Here is a 17,092-nt window from a genome sequence, read left to right as displayed (position 1 = left end):
TGTCCAGGATCACCACGTCCAGGTGCTTCTTGCGGGCGGCGTCGATGGCGCCCTCGGCAATGGCGACCGGGTCCTGGTCCTCGTGGCTGGGATGGAAGGTGGCGCCCACCTCGCCGGCCAGGGTCTCAAGCTGACGGATGGCGGCGGGACGGTAGACGTCGGCACTGACCACCATCACCGATTTCTTCTCGCGCTCCTGCAGGTAGCGGGCCAGCTTGGCCACGGTGGTGGTCTTACCGGCACCCTGCAGGCCCGCCATCATGATCACCGCCGGTGGCCGCACCGCCAGGTTGAGGCGCTCGGTGCCGGAACCCATGACCCGTTCCAGCTCCTCCTGCACCACCTTCACGAAAACCTGGCCCGGCGTCAGGCTGCGCATGACCTCCTGGCCGATGGCGCGCTCGCGCACGCCCTCCACGAACTCCTTGACCACCGGCAGGGCGACGTCCGCCTCCAGCAGCGCCATGCGGACTTCCCGCAGCGTCTCCTTTATATTGTCGTCGGTGAGGCGGGCCTGGCCCGAAATCTTCCTCAGACTGCCAGACAGGCGGTCGGTCAGGTTCTCAAACATGGCGGTACTCAGCACTCCCGAATCGTATGGGAACCGGTTGATTCCGGTTGCACAATCGCGACATTATACCCAGACTGACGCGCTGAAACGACCGCCCCGGTCATTTCTGACAACGGCATGGCCTGCGCCACCCTGAAATTTGACGTTAAGGATGTCATGGGAACCCTGATTCTTGCGGTCACCACTCTTTTCCTCTACAGCATTGGCACCGCACTTCAGGCCCTGAGCTTCCGTGGCCGGGTCCACACCAGCCTTGGCGTCTCCACCCTGGTGGGGGTACTGGCCCTGGTCAGCCATGGCGCGCTGATCTGGGAAACTGTCAGGCAACAGGGTGCCTTCAATCTGGGCTTTTTTCAAAGCGCGGTGCTGATTTCCTGGCTGATCGTGGCGCTGCTGCTGGCCCTCAACCTGCGCAAACCGGTCCAGAGCCTGTTCCTTGGCATCTACCCCATGGCCGGCCTGACCATTGTGTTTGCCCTGCTGTTCCAGTCACCGCCCCGTTTCGTGTCGGAAGACAACTGGGGCATGCTGTCCCACATCGCCCTGTCGGTAACGGCCTACAGCCTGTTCACGCTGGCGGCGGCCCAGGCGGCCCTGCTCTACATCCAGAACCGTCAGCTCAAGCACAACTACAACAGCCTGCTGGTGCGTAACCTGCCGCCGCTGCAGACCATGGAGTCGCTGCTTTTCGAGATGGTCTGGGCCGGAGTCATCCTGCTGGTACTGGCCATTACCACCGGCGCCGTATTTGTCGAGGACCTGTTTGCCCAGCAGTTGGCCCACAAGACCCTGTTCTCGCTGATCTCGCTGACGGTTTTCGTGGCCCTGCTGGTGGGCCGCTACACCCAGGGCTGGCGCGGCATGACCGCCAGCCGCTGGACCCTGGCAGGCTGCGCGCTGCTGATGCTGGGCTTCTTCGGCAGCAAGTTCGTCCTGGAGCTGATCTTCCGGAACGGGGCCTGAAACCGGCCTGACCCCGGACGGCCGCCTTGACACCGGCCCGCCCACCCACCTATTTTCGCTCCTTATCCGCAATAAAAGGATCCGTCTTCTTGAACGAGGCATCGCTTACGGCGCTGTTCAGCCTGCTGGTGGGACTTATCGTCCTGTCGGCGTTCTTCTCAAGCTCGGAAACCGGCATGATGTCCCTGAACCGGTACCGGCTGAAGCACCTGGCCAAGACCGGCCACAAGGGCGCCAGGCGCGCGAACAATCTGCTCAAGCGGACCGACCAGCTGATTGGCGTCATCCTGATCGGCAACAACTTCGTCAATATTCTGGCCTCGTCCATCGCCACCGTCATCGCCATCCGCATCTGGGGGGATGCCGGCATTGCGATTGCCACCCTGCTGCTCACCATCGTCATCCTGATCTTTGCCGAGGTCACCCCCAAGACCCTGGCGGCCCTGTTCCCGGAGAAAATCGCCTTTCCCGCCAGCCATATCCTCGGCCCGCTGCTGAAAGTGCTCTACCCGGTGGTCTGGCTGGTCAACCTGTTCACCGGCATGATCCTCAAACTGATCGGCGCCTCCGCCAAGGACATAGCCACCGACCATCTCAGCCGGGAGGAACTGCGCACCCTGGTGAACGAGGCCGGCGCCCTGATTCCCAGCAAGCACAAGGACATGCTGGTGAGTATCCTGGACCTGGAAAAGGTCACGGTGAACGACATCATGGTGCCCCGCAATGAGGTCGTGGGGGTCGACCTGGAAGACGACATGGACGACATTCTGCGCCAGATGCGCAGCAGCCAGCATACCCGCCTGCCGGTGTACAAGGGCGACATCAACAACATCCAGGGCATGCTGCACCTGAGAAACGCCTCCAAGCTGCTGATGCAGGAGGACATCAACAAGGCGATGATCATGCAGCTGTGCCGGGAGCCCTACTTCATTCCCGAGAGCACGCCGCTGAATACCCAGCTGATCAATTTCCAGAAGGCCAAGCGCCGCATCGGCATTGTGGTGGACGAATACGGCGACGTGCTCGGCATTGCCACCCTGGAGGATATCCTGGAGGAGATTGTCGGTGAGTTCACCACCGACTACGCCGCCACAAGCCCGGACGTGATCCCCCAGGACGACGGCACCTACATCATCGACGGTGCCGCCGCGGTGCGCACCATCAACAAGACCCTGGGCTGGAAGCTGCCCACCGACGGCCCCAAGACCCTCAACGGCCTGATCATGGAAACCCTGGAGAACATTCCCGAGACCAACGTCTGCCTCAAGATCAAGGGCCACCGGGTGGAAGTGCTCCAGATAAAGGACAACGTGGTCAAGGCCGCCATTGTGCATCCCGCCCCCCGGCGCAAGAAGCGCCCGACCTGATCCCGGCGCGGCCTGGGCGCCATATACGATCGAGTTATAGCCAGGCCGTTCTTAGAAAGATCAAAATTCATTCATTTTCTTGACCTGCCTGGCCCGAACACCCAACACTGGGATGGCGTAGCACCATAATAACAACAGGAGTTTATCCATGAGTCTAGGCCACACCGTTGGATTGCTGACCCACCCTGACCGTGAGTGGGAAGCCATTCGGAATCACTCCGAATCCACCAGCATGCTGTACGTCGGACACGTGCTTCTATTGGCACTGATTCCTGCTGCGGCAGGCTTTTACGGTACCACCCAGGTAGGTTGGCAGATTGGTGACGGCCAGATCATCCGGCTCACCGAATCCAGCGCCCTCCAGCTCAGCGTGCTTTTCTACGCCGCCATGCTGGCGGGCATCTACATCCTTGGCCGCTTCATCGACTTCTTCGCGGCCACCTATGAGGTCAAGGACGACAAGCCCCGGGGCGTGATCCTGGCTGCCTACACCGCGACACCGATCTTCCTGATGGGCGTGATTGCGGTCTACCCGAACATCTGGGTCAACATGATGGCCGGACTGGTGGCTGTGGCCTACTCCGTCTACCTCCTTTACGAGGGCCTGCCGATACTGATGAAGATCCCGGCCGAGCGCGGCTTCATGTTTGCCTCATCGGTTCTGACCGTCGGACTGGTCATGTTTGTGAGCCTGTTGGCCATCAGCGTAGTGATCTGGAGCATGGGCGTCGGGCCGGTCTATGTCAGCTAGTGGCCACCTGACCTGACAGACCGAGAAAACCGTCAGGGTAGCCATAGGGCTACCCTGATTCAGTTCTGACAATGGTATCACCGTAAGTATTTCGTCATGTTTCTGCCGACGAAATTGAGGTAGATTAGAACCAAAGCGAAGTCGATAAAAACGCGGAATCGACAAAATAGCGCCGTCACAAGGCGCGATAAGGAAGAACGCTCGGTCATGTATCCGGTTGAGGCGTAACAGGAGTCGGCCATGAAGAAGCAGTCCGGCATACATTATCTCCACGAGCATAAGGCGTCGGGAGGTGTGGCACACTTGTCTCCAGAAATCATCCGTATCCGTGATACGGTGGTTGCCGGACTGGGGGATCTGCTCCAGGGTGCGTTCGACGCGGTCGACGATTCGCTGTTCGAGCTGGCCAACAATGCCCGCAGCAACAACGAACAGAACCGTTACTTTGAAGCCATGCGTGAGATCCGCATCAAGCGCAAGGGCATCGAGAAACACTTCCAGTCCGCCGTGGGTCACCTGTTCAGCCATCCGCCCCGATCCACCGGCCTCACCGGCACCGAGCAGAAAACCGCCGCTACCGCAGACAGCCTCTCCCTGGTGCACAACGACGACCTGGAAGAACAGGTCGCGCTCAATGCCATGGTGACCAAGTCCCGGGCCTATTTCCAGGGCCCGCTGATCCAGCTCCAGGCCCGTTTCAGCGAAGTCTACCCTGGCGCCAGCGACGCCGACCCTGTCAACCCGATGGCGCCGGAGCATCTGTGTGGCGCCTTTGTCGAGGCGGCTCAGGCGCTGGAAATCCAGATCCGCGAACGCCTGATCGTACTCAAGCAATTCGATCGCTACGTGGTTTCCAACCTGGGCATGCTGCTTGACGAGGCCAATCGCATCCTGGCCCAGGCCGGGGTCATCCCCAACTTCCGCTTCCATGGCAAGGCCGGCGAGCAGGTCCAGCGCAAGACCGCTGGCACCCCCGCCAGCCCGGAAGCGCGCAGCAGCGCGGTTTCCGAAGACAGCGCCAGCTACCAGGACGACGCCCTGTTCGAGCAGATCCGCCAGATGCTGGCCCAGCAGAGGGCAAGTGGCGGCAGCCCGCAGCCCAGGTCCGCGGACCCCACACTCCATGTGGTAGGCGGCAGCGAGCTGGTCCAGCTGCTGACCAACCTGCCCCAGGAACCGGGTCCCCAGGCGCGCGCCAACCTGAGTGCCGGCGAGCCGGTGATCCTCGACCTGCAGGAAGTGGTCACCCAACTGCTCAGCCGGACCCAGACTGCCGACGGCAAGAAGCCGGCACTGAACGAGATGGACGAGGACCTGATCAACCTGGTGTCCATGCTGTTCGAGTTCATCCTGGACGACTACAACCTGTCGGCGCCGATCCAGGTGCTGATCAGCCGCCTACAGATCCCCATCCTCAAGGTGGTGATCAAGGACAAGGCCTTCTTCAGCAAGGCCAATCATCCGGCCCGAAAGCTGCTCAACTCCCTGGCCCGGGCAGGCATCGGCTGGAGCGAGAGCGACGAGAAGACACGGGACAAGCTCTACGAGCAGATCCACTCCACGGTATTGCGCATTCTCAATGAATTTGACGGCGACGTGACGCTGTTCGAGAAACTCGGCGACGAGTTCGACCAGTTCCTGGCACGGGAGAACCGTAAGGCCAGCCTGGTGGAACAGCGCACCCGGGAGTCCGAGCGTGGCCGCATCAAGTCCCAGAAGGCCCAGGAAACCGTCGACCAGCTCCTCAACGAGAAACTGGCCCGCCACCGGGTGCCGGAGTCCATCCGCGACATCCTGTTCAATGGCTGGAGCCGGGTCATGTTCCTGGCCTACCTGCGCAACGACGTGGAGCATCGCTGGAATCAGGCGGTTCGGGTGGTGGACGACCTGATCTGGTGTCTGCATCCGCACCTGGAGGATGAGGAGCGGGATCAGTGGGTGCGGGTGGTTCCGGGCCTGCTCAAGGCCCTGCGGGCCGGGCTGGAGGAGGTTTCCTACAACAGCACCAAGCTGGACGACATGATGTCGGACCTCAAGCACGAGCTGACCGAGGCCTTCCGAGCTCACGCCCTGGCCGAAGCCCGGGATAGCCAGCCGGAGCCCGAGCCGGAGCCCGAGATCCCGACCGTCCAGCAGACCGCCATCGAGCGCCAGCAGGAGCTGGAGGACGCCGCCATCGCCGAGTACGTCACCCAGGTGGACAGCATCGAAATCGGCCACTGGGTCGAGTTCAAGCTGGTCAACGGTACCACCTTCCGCTGCAAGCTCTCCGCGGTCATTGAAGAGGCCGACTGCTTTGTCTTCGTGAACCGCATGGGCCTGAAGGTGATCGAGAAAACCCGCACCGAACTGGCTCACGAGATGCGCCGCGGCCGACTCACCACCCTCGAGCAGGGCGCCCTCATTGACCGGGCCCTGGACGCCGTCATGGGTAGCTTGCGGCGCAAGAGCGCTTAGGCCGGGCGCTATCGATCGCTCCATGGGTCCACCCGCAAAGGCCGGCAGCCACTATGGCCTGCCGGCAGCCTATCGCATCCTGCTGGCGCTCTCGCTGGCACTCTTCCTGCACTCGCTGCTGGGCGCCGCTCTTGCCCTGCACCTGCCTCAGTTGCAGACCCCTGAGCCGGCGCGCGTGGAACTGACCCTGGTGGCGGCCGGCGACCCGCATCCCACGACCAGCACGGCCAGCACCCCGCTCCGCGCTTCACGCCCTTCCGACCCGCCGGAAGCGACACCGTTAGCGCGCAAAGAGCCCGTCGCCGGGGCCGGCCAACCCCTGGCGCCGACGCCCCAGGCGCAGCCTGAAAAAGCACCGCGACGGCAACCGGACCAGCAGCCCGCCCCGAGCCAGTCCGCCAGCGCCGCAAGTGAGCAACGCCAGCAGGGCCGGAGTTCGCCTTTCGATGGGCCGGACACCGCCAGGACCAGCCAACTGGCCACCAAAAGCAGCAAGCAGGAACCCGATTACCGGCAGGCGCTGGCCCGCCGCATTTCGGCACAGATGGGTCAGCAGAGGGTAAGGCTGCCGGGAGCACCAGCGCGTGAGGCGCTCAAGCCGGTGGAGCTGGAACTGGAGCTGATGGGGAACGGCGCCCTGGTGAACGCCCGGGTTATCCGCAGCTCCGGTTTCGTCGACCTGGACCGGTCGGCCTTGCGGGCCGCGCTGCGGGCAAGCCCCTATCCGGAGCCGCCCGCGTCACAGCGATCCGGCGCCTTGCGCTACCGGATCGAATTCCATCTGGAGTCGGCGCCGCCCGGTTGAGGGCGGCGCACCCGCAGTCTGCGATCAGGCCTCGGCCTTGCTGGCCGCGCCCTTCACCAGTTCGGCCAGCTCGCCGGACTCGGACAGCTCCAGGACGATGTCACAGCCGCCAACCAGCTCGCCGTTGACGTAAAGCTGCGGGTAGGTGGGCCAGTTGGAGTAGACCTTCAGACCCTCGCGAAGCTCCTGGTTGTCCAGGATGTTCACGTAGGCGAAACGCTCGCCACAGGCCATCAGGGCCTGCACGGTCTTGGCGGAAAAGCCGCACTGCGGCGCCTGGGGCGATCCCTTCATGTAGATGATCACCGGGTTCTCTTCCAGCTGGCTCTTGATGGTTTCGTTGATATCCATGGATCTGTCACCTCTGAATCGTAAGATTAGAAAGTGGCTCTGGCCGTGTTGCACCCGGCAGTTGCACTTTTCTGGCTGACCTGCGTCATTGCGTCCATTGTACACACCGCGACAAAGCGGCTCCAAGTGCCCAGCGTCCGATTGCCCCGCCGTGCACCGCAAAACTCTCCCGCAGCGCCCGGCAGGGCTGGCGGCGTTGTCTTCGTAAGGGTTAACCGCTAGACTTGTGCACTTGCCTGAAATACGGGCCTTCCGAAACGTTCCCGTCACGCTTCTCGCCGGTGCGGTCCTCCGCAGCCCGGCCTATTGTCGTTTCCGGAATGCACGGTACCACGGGGATCTGTCATGGCGGACCAACCGCTGCTCAACACCTATGGACGACTGCCCATCGTGTTCGATCACGGGCAGGGCCCCTGGCTGTTCGACACCCAAGGCCATCGGTATTTCGACACCTTCTCCGGTATCGCGGTCTGTGGCCTGGGCCACTCCCACCCGGCGGTCACCGAGGCCATTAGCGCCCAGTCCACCAAGCTGATGCACTGCTCCAACCTGTTCCACACCTCCATCCAGCACGAACTGGCGCAGCAGTTGTGCACCCTGGCCGGCATGGACGGTGTGTTTCTGGCCAATTCCGGTGCCGAGGCGAACGAAGCCGCCATCAAGCTGGCCCGCCTCTACGGCCACAACCGCGGCATCGAATCGCCCACCATCGTGGTGATGGAGCGCTCGTTTCACGGCCGCACCCTGGCCACCCTCACCGCCACCGGCAACGCCAGGGTCCAGGCCGGTTTCGAGCCGCTGGTGAGCGGCTTCCGGCGGGTGCCGTTCAACGACATCGCGGCTCTGCAAAGCCTGGCGGACTCCGACCCCAGCATTGCCGCGGTGCTGCTGGAACCGGTCCAGGGCGAGGGCGGCATGACCCTGGCCGACCGGCAGTGGCTGCATGACGTCCGCGCGCTGTGTGACCGCCAGGGCTGGCTGATGATGCTGGACGAAGTGCAGACCGGCAACGGTCGCACCGGCCAGCTGTTTGCCTGCCAGCACTACGGCGTTCTGCCCGACGTCATCACCACCGCCAAGGGTCTGGGCAACGGCTTTCCGATCGGTGCCTGCCTGGCCCGGGGCAAGGCCGCACAGGTGTTCCAGCCCGGCCACCACGGCTCAACCTTTGGCGGCAACGCCCTGGCCTGTGCCGCCGCCCTGGCGGTCCTGCAGACACTGCAAAGGGACAAGCTGATGGCCCGGGCGACGGAGCTGGGGGCGCGCATCCTCGACGAGCTGCGGGCGGCCTTCGCCGGTGCCGAGTACGTTCGCGAGGTGCGGGGCCTGGGGCTGATGATCGGTATCGAGATGCGCACGCCCTGCCCCGAACTTGTGCCCCTGGCCAAGGCCCGGGGTCTGCTGCTGAACGTCACATCCGAGTGTGTGATCCGGCTGCTACCGCCGCTCACCCTCACCGATGACGAGGCCCGCTACATGGTGGACCGGATCATCCAGACCATAAAACTCTACGCCGGCGACGACCGTCAGCGACCCAGAACCGCACCTCCTCCCGGCGGGCGCGGCATCACCCGGCACTGAGCCGCCGCCGGAACCCATTCCATGCCAGCCAGACCGATGAATTCACTAAGGGCAACGCCATGCCAGTAAGACACTTCCTGACCCTCAACGACCTTTCCCTGGAAGAGCTGGACGCGCTCCTGGATCACGCCAGCAAGCTCAAGCGCAGCCTGCGGGCCGGCGAGGTCCGGGACAGCCTCAAGAACCGGGTCCTGGCGATGATTTTCGAGAAGTCCTCGACCCGCACCCGGGTGTCCTTCGAGGCCGGCATGACCCAGCTCGGCGGCGCCGCCCTGTTTCTGTCGCCGCGGGACACCCAGCTTGGCCGCGGCGAGCCCATCGAGGACTCCGGCCGGGTGATCTCCAGCATGGCGGACGCGGTCATGATCCGCACCTTCGACCACCAGACCGTCACCCGCTTCGCCTCGGTCTCCAAGGCACCGGTGATCAACGCCCTCACCGACGACTACCACCCCTGCCAGTTGCTGGCGGACATGCAGACCTACCGGGAACACCGGGGCAACATCAAGGGTGCCACCGTGACCTGGGTGGGCGACGGCAACAACATGTGCAACTCCTACATCAACGCTGCACAGCAGTTCGATTTCCAGCTCCGCATCGCCTGCCCGCCCGGTTACGAGCCCAGGGCGGACCTGCTGGCCGAGGCCGGTGACCGGGTGCAGGTGATTTACGACCCCATGGAGGCCGCCCGGGGCTCGAACCTGCTGGTGACCGACGTCTGGGCCTCCATGGGACAGGAAGACGAGCAGGCCGCCCGAGCCAGGACGTTTGCCAGCTACCAGGTCAACCCTGCACTGATGGGTGTGGCCGCCAAGGGCGCTCTGTTCATGCACTGCCTGCCGGCCCATCGCGGCGAGGAAATCTCACACGACATGCTGGAGCATCCGGGTTCGGTGGTGTGGGAGGAGGCGGAGAACCGTCTGCACGCCCAGAAGGCGCTGCTGGAGTTCCTGATCCTCGGCAGACTGGACTGAATGCCATGGCTGTCCCGGCCTGGCCGGGATGGCTGTTTGGACTGAACAGCCTCTCGGTCAGTTAGGGCGATACCGGCGGTGACTGCGGAGTCTAATTGCCAGGCATAAAAAAAGGGCCGGAAACTCCGGCCCTCAAATGACGAATGAAACAAGGAAAGTTCGTAAGAACTACAACCTCAAAAGTCATCCCTTACGACTGCCAGTATTGCCCGGCCGCCGGACGGCGTCAGTGGTGGTTGTGTAGTCCGTTTGTTACATCCCGTTAGCCGGCGTGGCCTGGTTCACAAATCCAGCTCATCCGGTTTGCGGCGTGGCCAGACCAGGCTGAAGCGGGCGCCGCCGAGATCGTCACTGCGGTTCACAAAGGCCTGGCCCCCGTGCCAGTAGAGAATCCGCCGCACGATGGACAGGCCCAGGCCATAGCCCCCTGATGTCCGGGTGCGGCTGTCGTCCAGGCGGGCAAAGGCGGTGAAGACTTTCTCCCAGTCCTGCTCCGGGATTCCGGGGCCATCATCCTCCACGTCGATGCGGCAGGTCTGCTCATCCAGGTGACAGCTCACCCGCACCCGGCTGGCGGCATAGCGGGCCGCGTTGCCCACCAGGTTCTGCACCGCCCGGTGAAGGTAGCGGGGTTCCACGTCCGCGTGGGCCCAGCGCTCTGACGCCTCCGGGATCTCCGGCTCGATGGTCACTTTCGTGTGGATCAGCCGCTGCTCGTCCACCACCTGGCGCACGATCTCCGTCACCGACCGGTCCTGCAGGGAGAACACCGGCCCGCCCTGCTCCAGCCGGGCGTAAGTGAGGATCTCATCGATCAGCTCATCCAGCTCCTGGATATCGCCATCGATCCCTTCCAGCTGCTTTTGCAGGGTCTCGGCATCGTCACAGTCCTCGATCATCTGGACCCCGAACCGGATACGGGCAACCGGCGTGCGCAACTCATGGGAGACCGCGTGGATCATCTCGCTCTGCACGCCCACCAGGCGCTGGATATGCTCCGCCATGCTGTTGAAGGCCACCGCCAGCCGGGACACCATGGTGCGGTCCGAGGTTTCCACGCGGGCGTCCATCTCGCCCCGGGCAATGCGCACCGCCACCGACTCCACCGCCCGCAGGTTGTGGTGTACGCCACGAAGCAGCAGCATCAGCGCCACCGCCAGGACCACGCCAATGACCAGCAGCAGAAGCGCCGTCATCGGCCAGGCCCAAGGATCGAAATCCGCCGGCATCCGCAACTGCACCAGGCTGCCGTCGGAGAGCCGCAGCAACACCCGGGCCGGGCCGGAGTGGTCCGGCCGGTAGTAGGCCAGCTCGCGCTCAAGCACCCGGTCCAGCACCGCCGTCTCCGGCAGGTTGGCGGCATCCTCGATGGCGGTGATGCTGCCGCCCAGGGAGCCGGCCAGGCTGGCCATGGCGGCGTCCCGCTCCGCCGGCAGGACGGCATTGAGGTGATTCAGGACCAGCAGGCCGGTGGCCTCGGACACTTCCCTGTAGAGGTCACGAAATCGCATGGACAGGATCCGGTCCTCGCCGTCATGGCGCAGCACCCGCAGGCCCAGGCTGGTGTGCTGTGCCACAACATGGCCATAGGCCAGGCGCTCAAGGGTCACCGGTGACAGGGTCAGTGTGGCCGGGTCGTGGCTCTGGAAGTCATAGATGGGCGCCAACCAGTGGTAGCGGGCGGCAGGGTCCGGAACCGTGGCCAGCCACTGCATCAGGGGCGCCGGAAAGCGTTCCTGCCAGGCCTGCAGGCGCACACTGTTGACGCCCTGAAACAGCAGCACGCAGAGCAGGCCCACCAGCAGTGCCAGACCGGCCAGACGGGCGTAGAGCTTCAGGAAGAATTTCAGGGGCATACGGCCCACCCTGGGAACCGGCATCCGCCGCTGGCGGATGCCCTGTGCTGGAGATCAGGCTTCCTTGACGAACAGATAGCCCTTGCTGCGGACCGTCTTGATGCGCCGGGGGTGAACCGGGTCGTCACCAATCTTGGGACGGATGCGGGAGACCCGGACGTCAATCGAGCGGTCCTGGCCGTCGTACTCGATGCCCCGCAAGGCGGTAAAGATTTCCTCCCGGCTGAGGACCCGGCCGGCACTGCTGGCCAGCAGCCAAAGCAGGTCGAATTCGGCGCTGGTGAGGTCGATGCTTTCATCATTGAGCCAGGCTTCCCGCATGGCCCGGTCCACCACCAGGTCGTTGAATTGCAGGCGTACCGGCTCTTCCTTGCTCTGGGGCTCATCGCTGCCGGTGGAGCCTTCACTGACCCGACGCAGCAGGGCCCGTATCCGCGCCAGCAGCACCCGGGGCTTGACCGGCTTGCCGACATAGTCGTCGGCGCCCATTTCCAGCCCCAGTACCTGGTCAAGATCGTCGGTCCGGGCAGTGAGCATGATGATGGGGCCGGAGTAGAAAGGCCTCACCCGGCGGCAGATGGACAGGCCGTCCTCGCCGGGCAGCATCAGGTCCAGCACCACGAGATCCGGCTGCTCCTGCCGGATTCGCTCGACCGCGTTGCCGCCGTGGGATTCCAGGGAGACCGTGAGACCGTTGCTCTCCAGGTACTCCCGCGTCAAGTCTGCCAACCTCTCGTCGTCCTCGACGATGAGAATACGCCAACCCTCGTTTGTCTGTTCCACGCCGTCCATCTCTGCTTTTGTTTTTCCGTTACGGGGGACCGCGTCGCGGGATTCCGCCCGACCCTTTGGTTTGACCGGGCCCTGCGTATCCGGCTGACCCGGTCTGACTGATTCTCAGCATAGTGACTGAAGCGCCTGATAATAAAGCCCTTGTATTGGACAATACAGACAACTTCCGGTAACAGCAATTATACATGCAGTTGAGAAAAATACAGGGAGTCACAAGATAGTTACACGATGTGACGCGGTCAGCGACACATCGATTGAAGCTGGCAGACGTTGTCATCCCCCCGTCACGGCTTCTTCATTCCGATGTCATACCCGGTTCATAGGCTGGTCCACAAATGGACACAAAGAGACCAAGCCATGACTGCCCAGACTGCCCGCGCTGCCCGCCCTGCCCGTCGGCTCACCACCCTGATCAGCCGTGACCCGGCCCACATCGAAGCCGCCCAGCGTCTGCGCTACGAGGTGTTTTCCAGGGAATACCAGTCCGATCTGGGGGGCGAGGTGCCCGGCCTGGACGCCGACCGTTTCGATGCCTTCTGTGACCACCTGCTGGTCACCGACAACCACACCGGCGAACTGGTGGCCACCACCCGGGTGCTGCACCAGAGTCGCATCGGCGAAGCCGGCGGCTTCTATTCAGAGGGCGAGTTCAACCTAGACAACCTGCGCCAACTGCCCGGCCAGGTAGCCGAGCTGGGCCGCACCTGCGTCCACCCGGACTACCGCAACGGCGCCACCATCAGCCTGCTGTGGGCGACGGTGGCCGAATACCTGATGTCACGGCAGGTGGATTACCTGATCGGCTGTGCCAGCATCGGCATGTCGGATGGCGGGCTCAAGGCCTGGCGTATCACCCAGCACCTGCAGCGGACCTACCTGACCGACCCGGCGCTGCGGGTCACGCCGCACCGGGCCCTGCCCCACCTCACCGATGCGGTCAGTGATGACCGGCAGGTGGAAGTGCCGGCGCTGATCCGGGCCTACATGCGTCTCGGCGCCAGGGTCTGCGGCGCGCCCTGCTGGGATCCGGACTTCCGCTGTGCCGACCTGCTTGTGATGCTGGACGTCAAGCAGCTGGCCGGCCGTTACAGCCGCCATTTCATGCGCCAGCAACAGCAGGCCTGAACATGGCGACCCTCCGGCTTGTGACTCGCCTTTGCCTGTTCGCGCTAGTGCTGATGGCCACCTCGCTGGTGGCCTGCTGGGTCACCCTGCGGGAAAAACTCGCCGGTGGCCCCATCGACCGGACGCCTTACGCCCGGGTCTGCTTTAGCGCCGCCACCCGCAGCCTGGGGCTCAAAATCCGCTGTCATGGCGAGCTGGCCCGTGAGCCGGTGCTGTTTGTCAGCAACCACGTGTCCTGGTCCGATATACCGGTGCTGGGTGGCATTGCGCCGCTGCGCTTCCTGTCCAAGGCGGAGGTGGCCCGCTGGCCACTGATCGGCTGGCTGGCCGGGCACGCCGGCACCCTGTTCATCCAGCGTGGCGGCGGCCGGGCCGCCCAGACCCGGGAAGAGATCACCCGCACCCTTGCCGCGGGCCAGTCGGTACTGGTATTTCCGGAAGGCACTACCACCGACGGCCGCCAGGTTCTGCCGTTTCATGGCCGGCTGCTGCCGGCGGCCGCGGCGGCGGGGGTGGCGATCCAGCCCATCAGCATCGGCTACCTGCGGGACGGCGGGCCCGACCCGATGGCGCCGTTCATCGGCGACGATGCTTTCGAGTCGCACCTGTTGCGGCTGTTGCGCCGGCCGGCGGCGGAGGTGACGGTGGTGCTGCATGATCCGGTCACATTGACGGCGGATGACGACATCGCGGCCCTGGCCCGCCAGTTGCACGACACCGTGGCGGCGGGCCTGACCAGCTGTTACAGCGGCGTACCGGCGGCGACTTCGTCGTCGGTGGCTTCCCTGACCTGAAGGATCTCCAGGTCAAAATACAGGGTGAAGCCCGCCAGGGGGTGATTGGCGTCCACCTTGACCAGGTTGCCGTCGATGGCCACCACCTTGACCACCTGGGCCTCCTCGCCGGTGTTGGTCTGGAATTTCATGCCCACCTGGAGATTGTCGACGCCCTCGAAGGCAGACCTGGGCACCTTGCGTACGAACTCGGGGTTGTGCTCGCCGTAGGCCATTTCCGGCGGCACCGTCACCTCCAGACAGTCCCCCGGACCCCGGCCCTTCACCGCCTCCTGGATGCCACGGATGACGTTCGAGGCACCCTCGATGAACGTCAGCGGCTCACCCCCCTCGGAGGTATCGATCACCTCGCCCATGCGGTTCTTGAGGCGGTAGTGGACGGTATAGACGGCTGGTCGCTGCATTAGCTGGAAGAACTCCCTGAACTGGATGGCTCGCCGATGCGCTGCAGGCCGTGAATCAGCAGGCGCTGGTCCAGGCGCTCCCGAATGCCTTCGGGCCGCTCCAGGTCCATGCGCTTGAGGTAGGGCTGCAGGTCCGGATGGTCAGTGTCGGCACGCAGGGCGTGCCAGAGTGTGCGCAGTTTACCACGGCGGGTGGCGGTTGCCGCCTTGAGCCCCTTGAGGGCCCGCCCCAGCACCAGTTCCTCGTCGGTGAAGGCACAGCCGAGGGGGAAGGTGGGAAAATGCTCCCTGCCCACCTGCTCGAGGGCCTGCTCGATGCGCTCCGGGGTGTTCTGCCGCCAGCTCTCCGGCAGCTGGAAATCCCTGGGGACCTTGCCGGCCTTCTGGGCCTGCTTCAGCAGGCCGGGCTGGAAGCGGGCATCGGCGATCCGGATCAGTGCCAGATAGACATCCTCGTCGGAGCGGCCCCGCAGATCGGCGATGCCGTATTCGGTCACCACGATATCCCGAAGGTGACGGGGAATGGTGCAGTGCCCATAGCTGAACACGATGTTGGAGACGGTGTCGCCGCCGGACTGGCGGGTGCTGCGCAACGTCAGGATGGAACGGGCACCGGGCAGCTCATGGGCCATGGCCACGAAGTTGTACTGGCCGCCAACGCCGCTGACCACCCGGCCATCCTCCAGGCCGTCGGAAACGGCAGCACCGTTGAGGGTATGCATCATGGCGGAGTTGATGAAGCGGCTGTGGCTGCGCTGGACGGTCTTCAGGCGCTGGTTGCCGAATCGGTGGTCGTACAGGTGGTTGATGAAGTTGACGCTGGTCATGCAGATGCGGGCACGGTCCTCTGCGGACAGCTCCCGCAGTTGCTGGTAGAACTTGGCCGGCCCCAGGTAGAAGCCGCCGTGCATCACCACGCCGCCCTGCAGGCGATCCCCCAGTGCCAGGGCGGCCAGGGCCTCCCGCGCCTGCGGGTCTTCAAGGTCCGGATCCAGGGTCTGCTCCGACACCACCAGCCGGCCACCGCGGAAACTGACGCCCGGCCGCAGGATGCCGAAGCGCTTGAGCCAGGTGATGTCCCGGGCCCGCAGGGGCGAATGGATCAGTTCCCGGTCCCAGAGGGCATCCAGGGTTTCAAGGCTGATGCCGGGCCCCACCAGGCCCTCGTTCACCAGTTCCTGCAGGCCGGCGTGGCTGAACACCTCCCGGGTAAGCACGCCAGCCTCCATCAGCGCAATGAAGCCGTCCACCATCATCTCGCTGCAGCCGTACAGGCCCCGTTCGAAGGGTTCCGTACCGCCCCACTCCCTGGTGACCGGAAAACGGTCCGCCACGTCCAGCTCGTCGAACAGGGCGCGCCAGGTGCTGTTGTGCTTGTGGCGCAGCACCGCGCTGTGAACCACCGCCACCCCCAGCGAGCCGATGCCCACCTGCAGGGTGCCGGCATCCTTCAGCAGGGTGCTGGCGTAGAAGCCGATCAGATGATCCGGCGTGCTGACCGGGGTCTGGGGCACTGGAAACAGGGGGTAGTCGGTGGACCGCCGGTCCATGAGGATGTCGAGGCTGGCGGCGGGCACCTCGGCATCGTGACCGAAGAACGGCAGGTTGGCGCTGGTCTCACCCACCACGGCTACCGGCGTGCCCTGCTCCCGGGCCCGCTGCAGTTCCAGCATCAGGTCAAGGGACAGGTCCGGGTTGCAGCTCAGGCTCAGGGTCTCGCCATCGTCGGACGGCGCCACCAGCTGCGCCACCACGTTCACCCCGAGCGCCATCAGGTCACGCACCGCGTGGGTGTAGTTGGTGCAGACGTAATTCTGCTGCTGCGGCCGGTGGTTGAGGAAGCTGCCGGCGCGGAAGAAGAACTCCGATACCCGGACGTTCTCGGGCAGTTTCCCGGCCTGCACGTCGGCGGCGTATTCCAGGGTGGGGATGTCCCCGAACAGGCGCTCGGCAAAGGGACCCATGAATCGCCTTTCCAGTGACGACTTGCCCTTGGGCGCCAGCGGCGAAATGGCGGTCACGATGTGCAGTTTCAGCGACGGATCCTTGCAGGCCCGCCGGTAGATGGCGTTCGCCAGGTGGATCGGCTTGCCCAGCCCCAGGGGCAGGCCCAGTACGATATCCTTGCCCACACGCTCGATGATCGCGTCCACGCAGGCATCCGCGTCCGCCAGTCTGACTGGGGCTTGTTCCATAGCCGTTCCTCTCTTTGCAGGTCTTCATCGGTTTCGGGCGGCCGTAAGCGGCTGATCGAGCCGGGCTTCCGCTGCCGGAAACGAGCACTGATGCCGGGAATGATCA

15 protein-coding genes are annotated in these 17,092 nt (G+C 64.3%); 9 read left to right on the top strand and 6 right to left on the bottom strand.

Going from position 1 to position 17,092, the window contains the following annotated elements; genetic code table 11:
• The coding region (locus R3280_RS02800; protein ID WP_318997059.1) for a signal recognition particle receptor subunit alpha at positions 1–571 on the bottom strand (571 nt) is incomplete at its 3' end.
• Between the two features lie 156 nt (positions 572–727).
• Between R3280_RS02800 and R3280_RS02795 the strand changes: the two genes are divergently transcribed.
• The 5 genes from R3280_RS02795 to R3280_RS02775 all read left to right on the top strand — a co-directional run bounded on the left by R3280_RS02795 (position 728) and on the right by R3280_RS02775 (position 6,914).
• A complete protein-coding gene (locus R3280_RS02795; protein ID WP_318997058.1) occupies positions 728–1,534 on the top strand; it encodes an inner membrane protein YpjD in 807 nt (268 codons plus the stop codon).
• 89 nt (positions 1,535–1,623) lie between these two features.
• A complete protein-coding gene (locus R3280_RS02790) occupies positions 1,624–2,901 on the top strand; it encodes an HlyC/CorC family transporter (RefSeq protein WP_318997057.1) in 1,278 nt (425 codons plus the stop codon).
• A 148-nt stretch (positions 2,902–3,049) separates the two neighbouring features.
• On the top strand, positions 3,050–3,652 hold the full coding sequence (locus R3280_RS02785; protein ID WP_318997056.1) for a Yip1 family protein: 603 nt from the start codon (positions 3,050–3,052) through the stop codon (positions 3,650–3,652).
• Positions 3,653–3,892: 240 nt separating this feature from the next.
• Positions 3,893–6,109 carry a DUF1631 domain-containing protein gene (locus R3280_RS02780; RefSeq protein ID WP_318997055.1) on the top strand — a complete coding sequence of 739 codons (2,217 nt, stop codon included), beginning with the start codon at positions 3,893–3,895 and terminating at the stop codon, positions 6,107–6,109.
• Between the two features lie 22 nt (positions 6,110–6,131).
• Entirely contained in the window at positions 6,132–6,914 is a 783-nt protein-coding gene (locus R3280_RS02775) for a TonB family protein (protein ID WP_318997054.1), read from the top strand.
• 24 nt (positions 6,915–6,938) lie between these two features.
• Here R3280_RS02775 and grxD read toward each other — a convergent pair whose 3' ends face one another.
• A complete protein-coding gene (gene grxD, locus R3280_RS02770; protein ID WP_318997053.1) occupies positions 6,939–7,265 on the bottom strand; it encodes a Grx4 family monothiol glutaredoxin in 327 nt (108 codons plus the stop codon).
• A gap of 345 nt (positions 7,266–7,610) precedes the next feature.
• On the opposite strand from grxD, the gene R3280_RS02765 reads away from it, so the two are divergent.
• Together R3280_RS02765 and argF are read left to right on the top strand one after the other, a co-directional pair.
• The gene (locus tag R3280_RS02765; protein WP_318997052.1) at positions 7,611–8,846 is read left to right on the top strand and encodes an aspartate aminotransferase family protein; all 1,236 of its coding nucleotides are present in this window, start codon (positions 7,611–7,613) and stop codon (positions 8,844–8,846) included.
• A 59-nt stretch (positions 8,847–8,905) separates the two neighbouring features.
• Entirely contained in the window at positions 8,906–9,820 is a 915-nt protein-coding gene (gene argF / locus R3280_RS02760; protein WP_318997051.1) for an ornithine carbamoyltransferase, read from the top strand.
• Between the two features lie 281 nt (positions 9,821–10,101).
• Here the strand turns inward: argF and R3280_RS02755 are convergent, their stop codons facing one another.
• Together R3280_RS02755 and R3280_RS02750 are read right to left on the bottom strand one after the other, a co-directional pair.
• Positions 10,102–11,676, bottom strand: a complete 1,575-nt coding sequence (locus R3280_RS02755) for an ATP-binding protein (RefSeq protein ID WP_318997050.1) — start codon at positions 11,674–11,676, stop codon at positions 10,102–10,104.
• A gap of 54 nt (positions 11,677–11,730) precedes the next feature.
• Entirely contained in the window at positions 11,731–12,468 is a 738-nt protein-coding gene (locus R3280_RS02750) for a response regulator (RefSeq protein WP_318997049.1), read from the bottom strand.
• Positions 12,469–12,825: 357 nt separating this feature from the next.
• Here R3280_RS02750 and R3280_RS02745 point away from each other — a divergent pair, with 357 nt between their 5' ends.
• Together R3280_RS02745 and R3280_RS02740 are read left to right on the top strand one after the other, a co-directional pair.
• The gene (locus R3280_RS02745; protein WP_318997048.1) at positions 12,826–13,593 is read left to right on the top strand and encodes a GNAT family N-acetyltransferase; all 768 of its coding nucleotides are present in this window, start codon (positions 12,826–12,828) and stop codon (positions 13,591–13,593) included.
• A 2-nt stretch (positions 13,594–13,595) separates the two neighbouring features.
• On the top strand, positions 13,596–14,387 hold the full coding sequence (locus R3280_RS02740; protein ID WP_318997047.1) for a lysophospholipid acyltransferase family protein: 792 nt from the start codon (positions 13,596–13,598) through the stop codon (positions 14,385–14,387).
• On the opposite strand, the gene R3280_RS02735 is transcribed toward R3280_RS02740, so the two are convergent.
• Both R3280_RS02735 and R3280_RS02730 read right to left on the bottom strand, forming a co-directional pair.
• The gene (locus R3280_RS02735) at positions 14,336–14,791 is read right to left on the bottom strand and encodes a peptidylprolyl isomerase (RefSeq protein WP_318997046.1); all 456 of its coding nucleotides are present in this window, start codon (positions 14,789–14,791) and stop codon (positions 14,336–14,338) included. The two genes, R3280_RS02740 and R3280_RS02735, sit on opposite strands and share 52 nt — an antisense overlap.
• Positions 14,791–16,986: an acetyl-CoA hydrolase/transferase C-terminal domain-containing protein gene (locus R3280_RS02730; protein WP_318997045.1), complete on the bottom strand. Its 2,196-nt coding sequence runs from the start codon at positions 16,984–16,986 to the stop codon at positions 14,791–14,793. The genes R3280_RS02735 and R3280_RS02730 overlap by 1 nt, the downstream gene beginning before the upstream one ends.
• Between the last annotated feature and the right edge of the window lie 106 nt (positions 16,987–17,092).

This window comes from Marinobacter sp. (assembly GCF_033722195.1).
Taxonomy (GTDB): Bacteria; Pseudomonadota; Gammaproteobacteria; order Pseudomonadales; family Oleiphilaceae; genus Marinobacter.
The sequence above is the reverse complement of the archived record's forward strand: the minus strand, read 5'-3'. Positions and strand labels throughout refer to the sequence as shown.

What these genes read in the sequence shown, in the direction of transcription:
- R3280_RS02795 (WP_318997058.1), top strand. Translation starts at nt 728, where the DNA reads ATGGGAACCCTGATTCTTGCGGTCACCACTCTTTTCCTCTACAGCATT.
- R3280_RS02785 (WP_318997056.1), top strand. Translation starts at nt 3,050, where the DNA reads ATGAGTCTAGGCCACACCGTTGGATTGCTGACCCACCCTGACCGTGAG.
- R3280_RS02780 (WP_318997055.1), top strand. Translation starts at nt 3,893, where the DNA reads ATGAAGAAGCAGTCCGGCATACATTATCTCCACGAGCATAAGGCGTCG.
- R3280_RS02775 (WP_318997054.1), top strand. Translation starts at nt 6,132, where the DNA reads ATGGGTCCACCCGCAAAGGCCGGCAGCCACTATGGCCTGCCGGCAGCC.
- grxD (WP_318997053.1), bottom strand. Translation starts at nt 7,265, where the DNA reads ATGGATATCAACGAAACCATCAAGAGCCAGCTGGAAGAGAACCCGGTG.
- R3280_RS02765 (WP_318997052.1), top strand. Translation starts at nt 7,611, where the DNA reads ATGGCGGACCAACCGCTGCTCAACACCTATGGACGACTGCCCATCGTG.
- argF (WP_318997051.1), top strand. Translation starts at nt 8,906, where the DNA reads ATGCCAGTAAGACACTTCCTGACCCTCAACGACCTTTCCCTGGAAGAG.
- R3280_RS02755 (WP_318997050.1), bottom strand. Translation starts at nt 11,676, where the DNA reads ATGCCCCTGAAATTCTTCCTGAAGCTCTACGCCCGTCTGGCCGGTCTG.
- R3280_RS02750 (WP_318997049.1), bottom strand. Translation starts at nt 12,468, where the DNA reads ATGGACGGCGTGGAACAGACAAACGAGGGTTGGCGTATTCTCATCGTC.
- R3280_RS02745 (WP_318997048.1), top strand. Translation starts at nt 12,826, where the DNA reads ATGACTGCCCAGACTGCCCGCGCTGCCCGCCCTGCCCGTCGGCTCACC.
- R3280_RS02740 (WP_318997047.1), top strand. Translation starts at nt 13,596, where the DNA reads ATGGCGACCCTCCGGCTTGTGACTCGCCTTTGCCTGTTCGCGCTAGTG.
- R3280_RS02735 (WP_318997046.1), bottom strand. Translation starts at nt 14,791, where the DNA reads ATGCAGCGACCAGCCGTCTATACCGTCCACTACCGCCTCAAGAACCGC.
- R3280_RS02730 (WP_318997045.1), bottom strand. Translation starts at nt 16,986, where the DNA reads ATGGAACAAGCCCCAGTCAGACTGGCGGACGCGGATGCCTGCGTGGAC.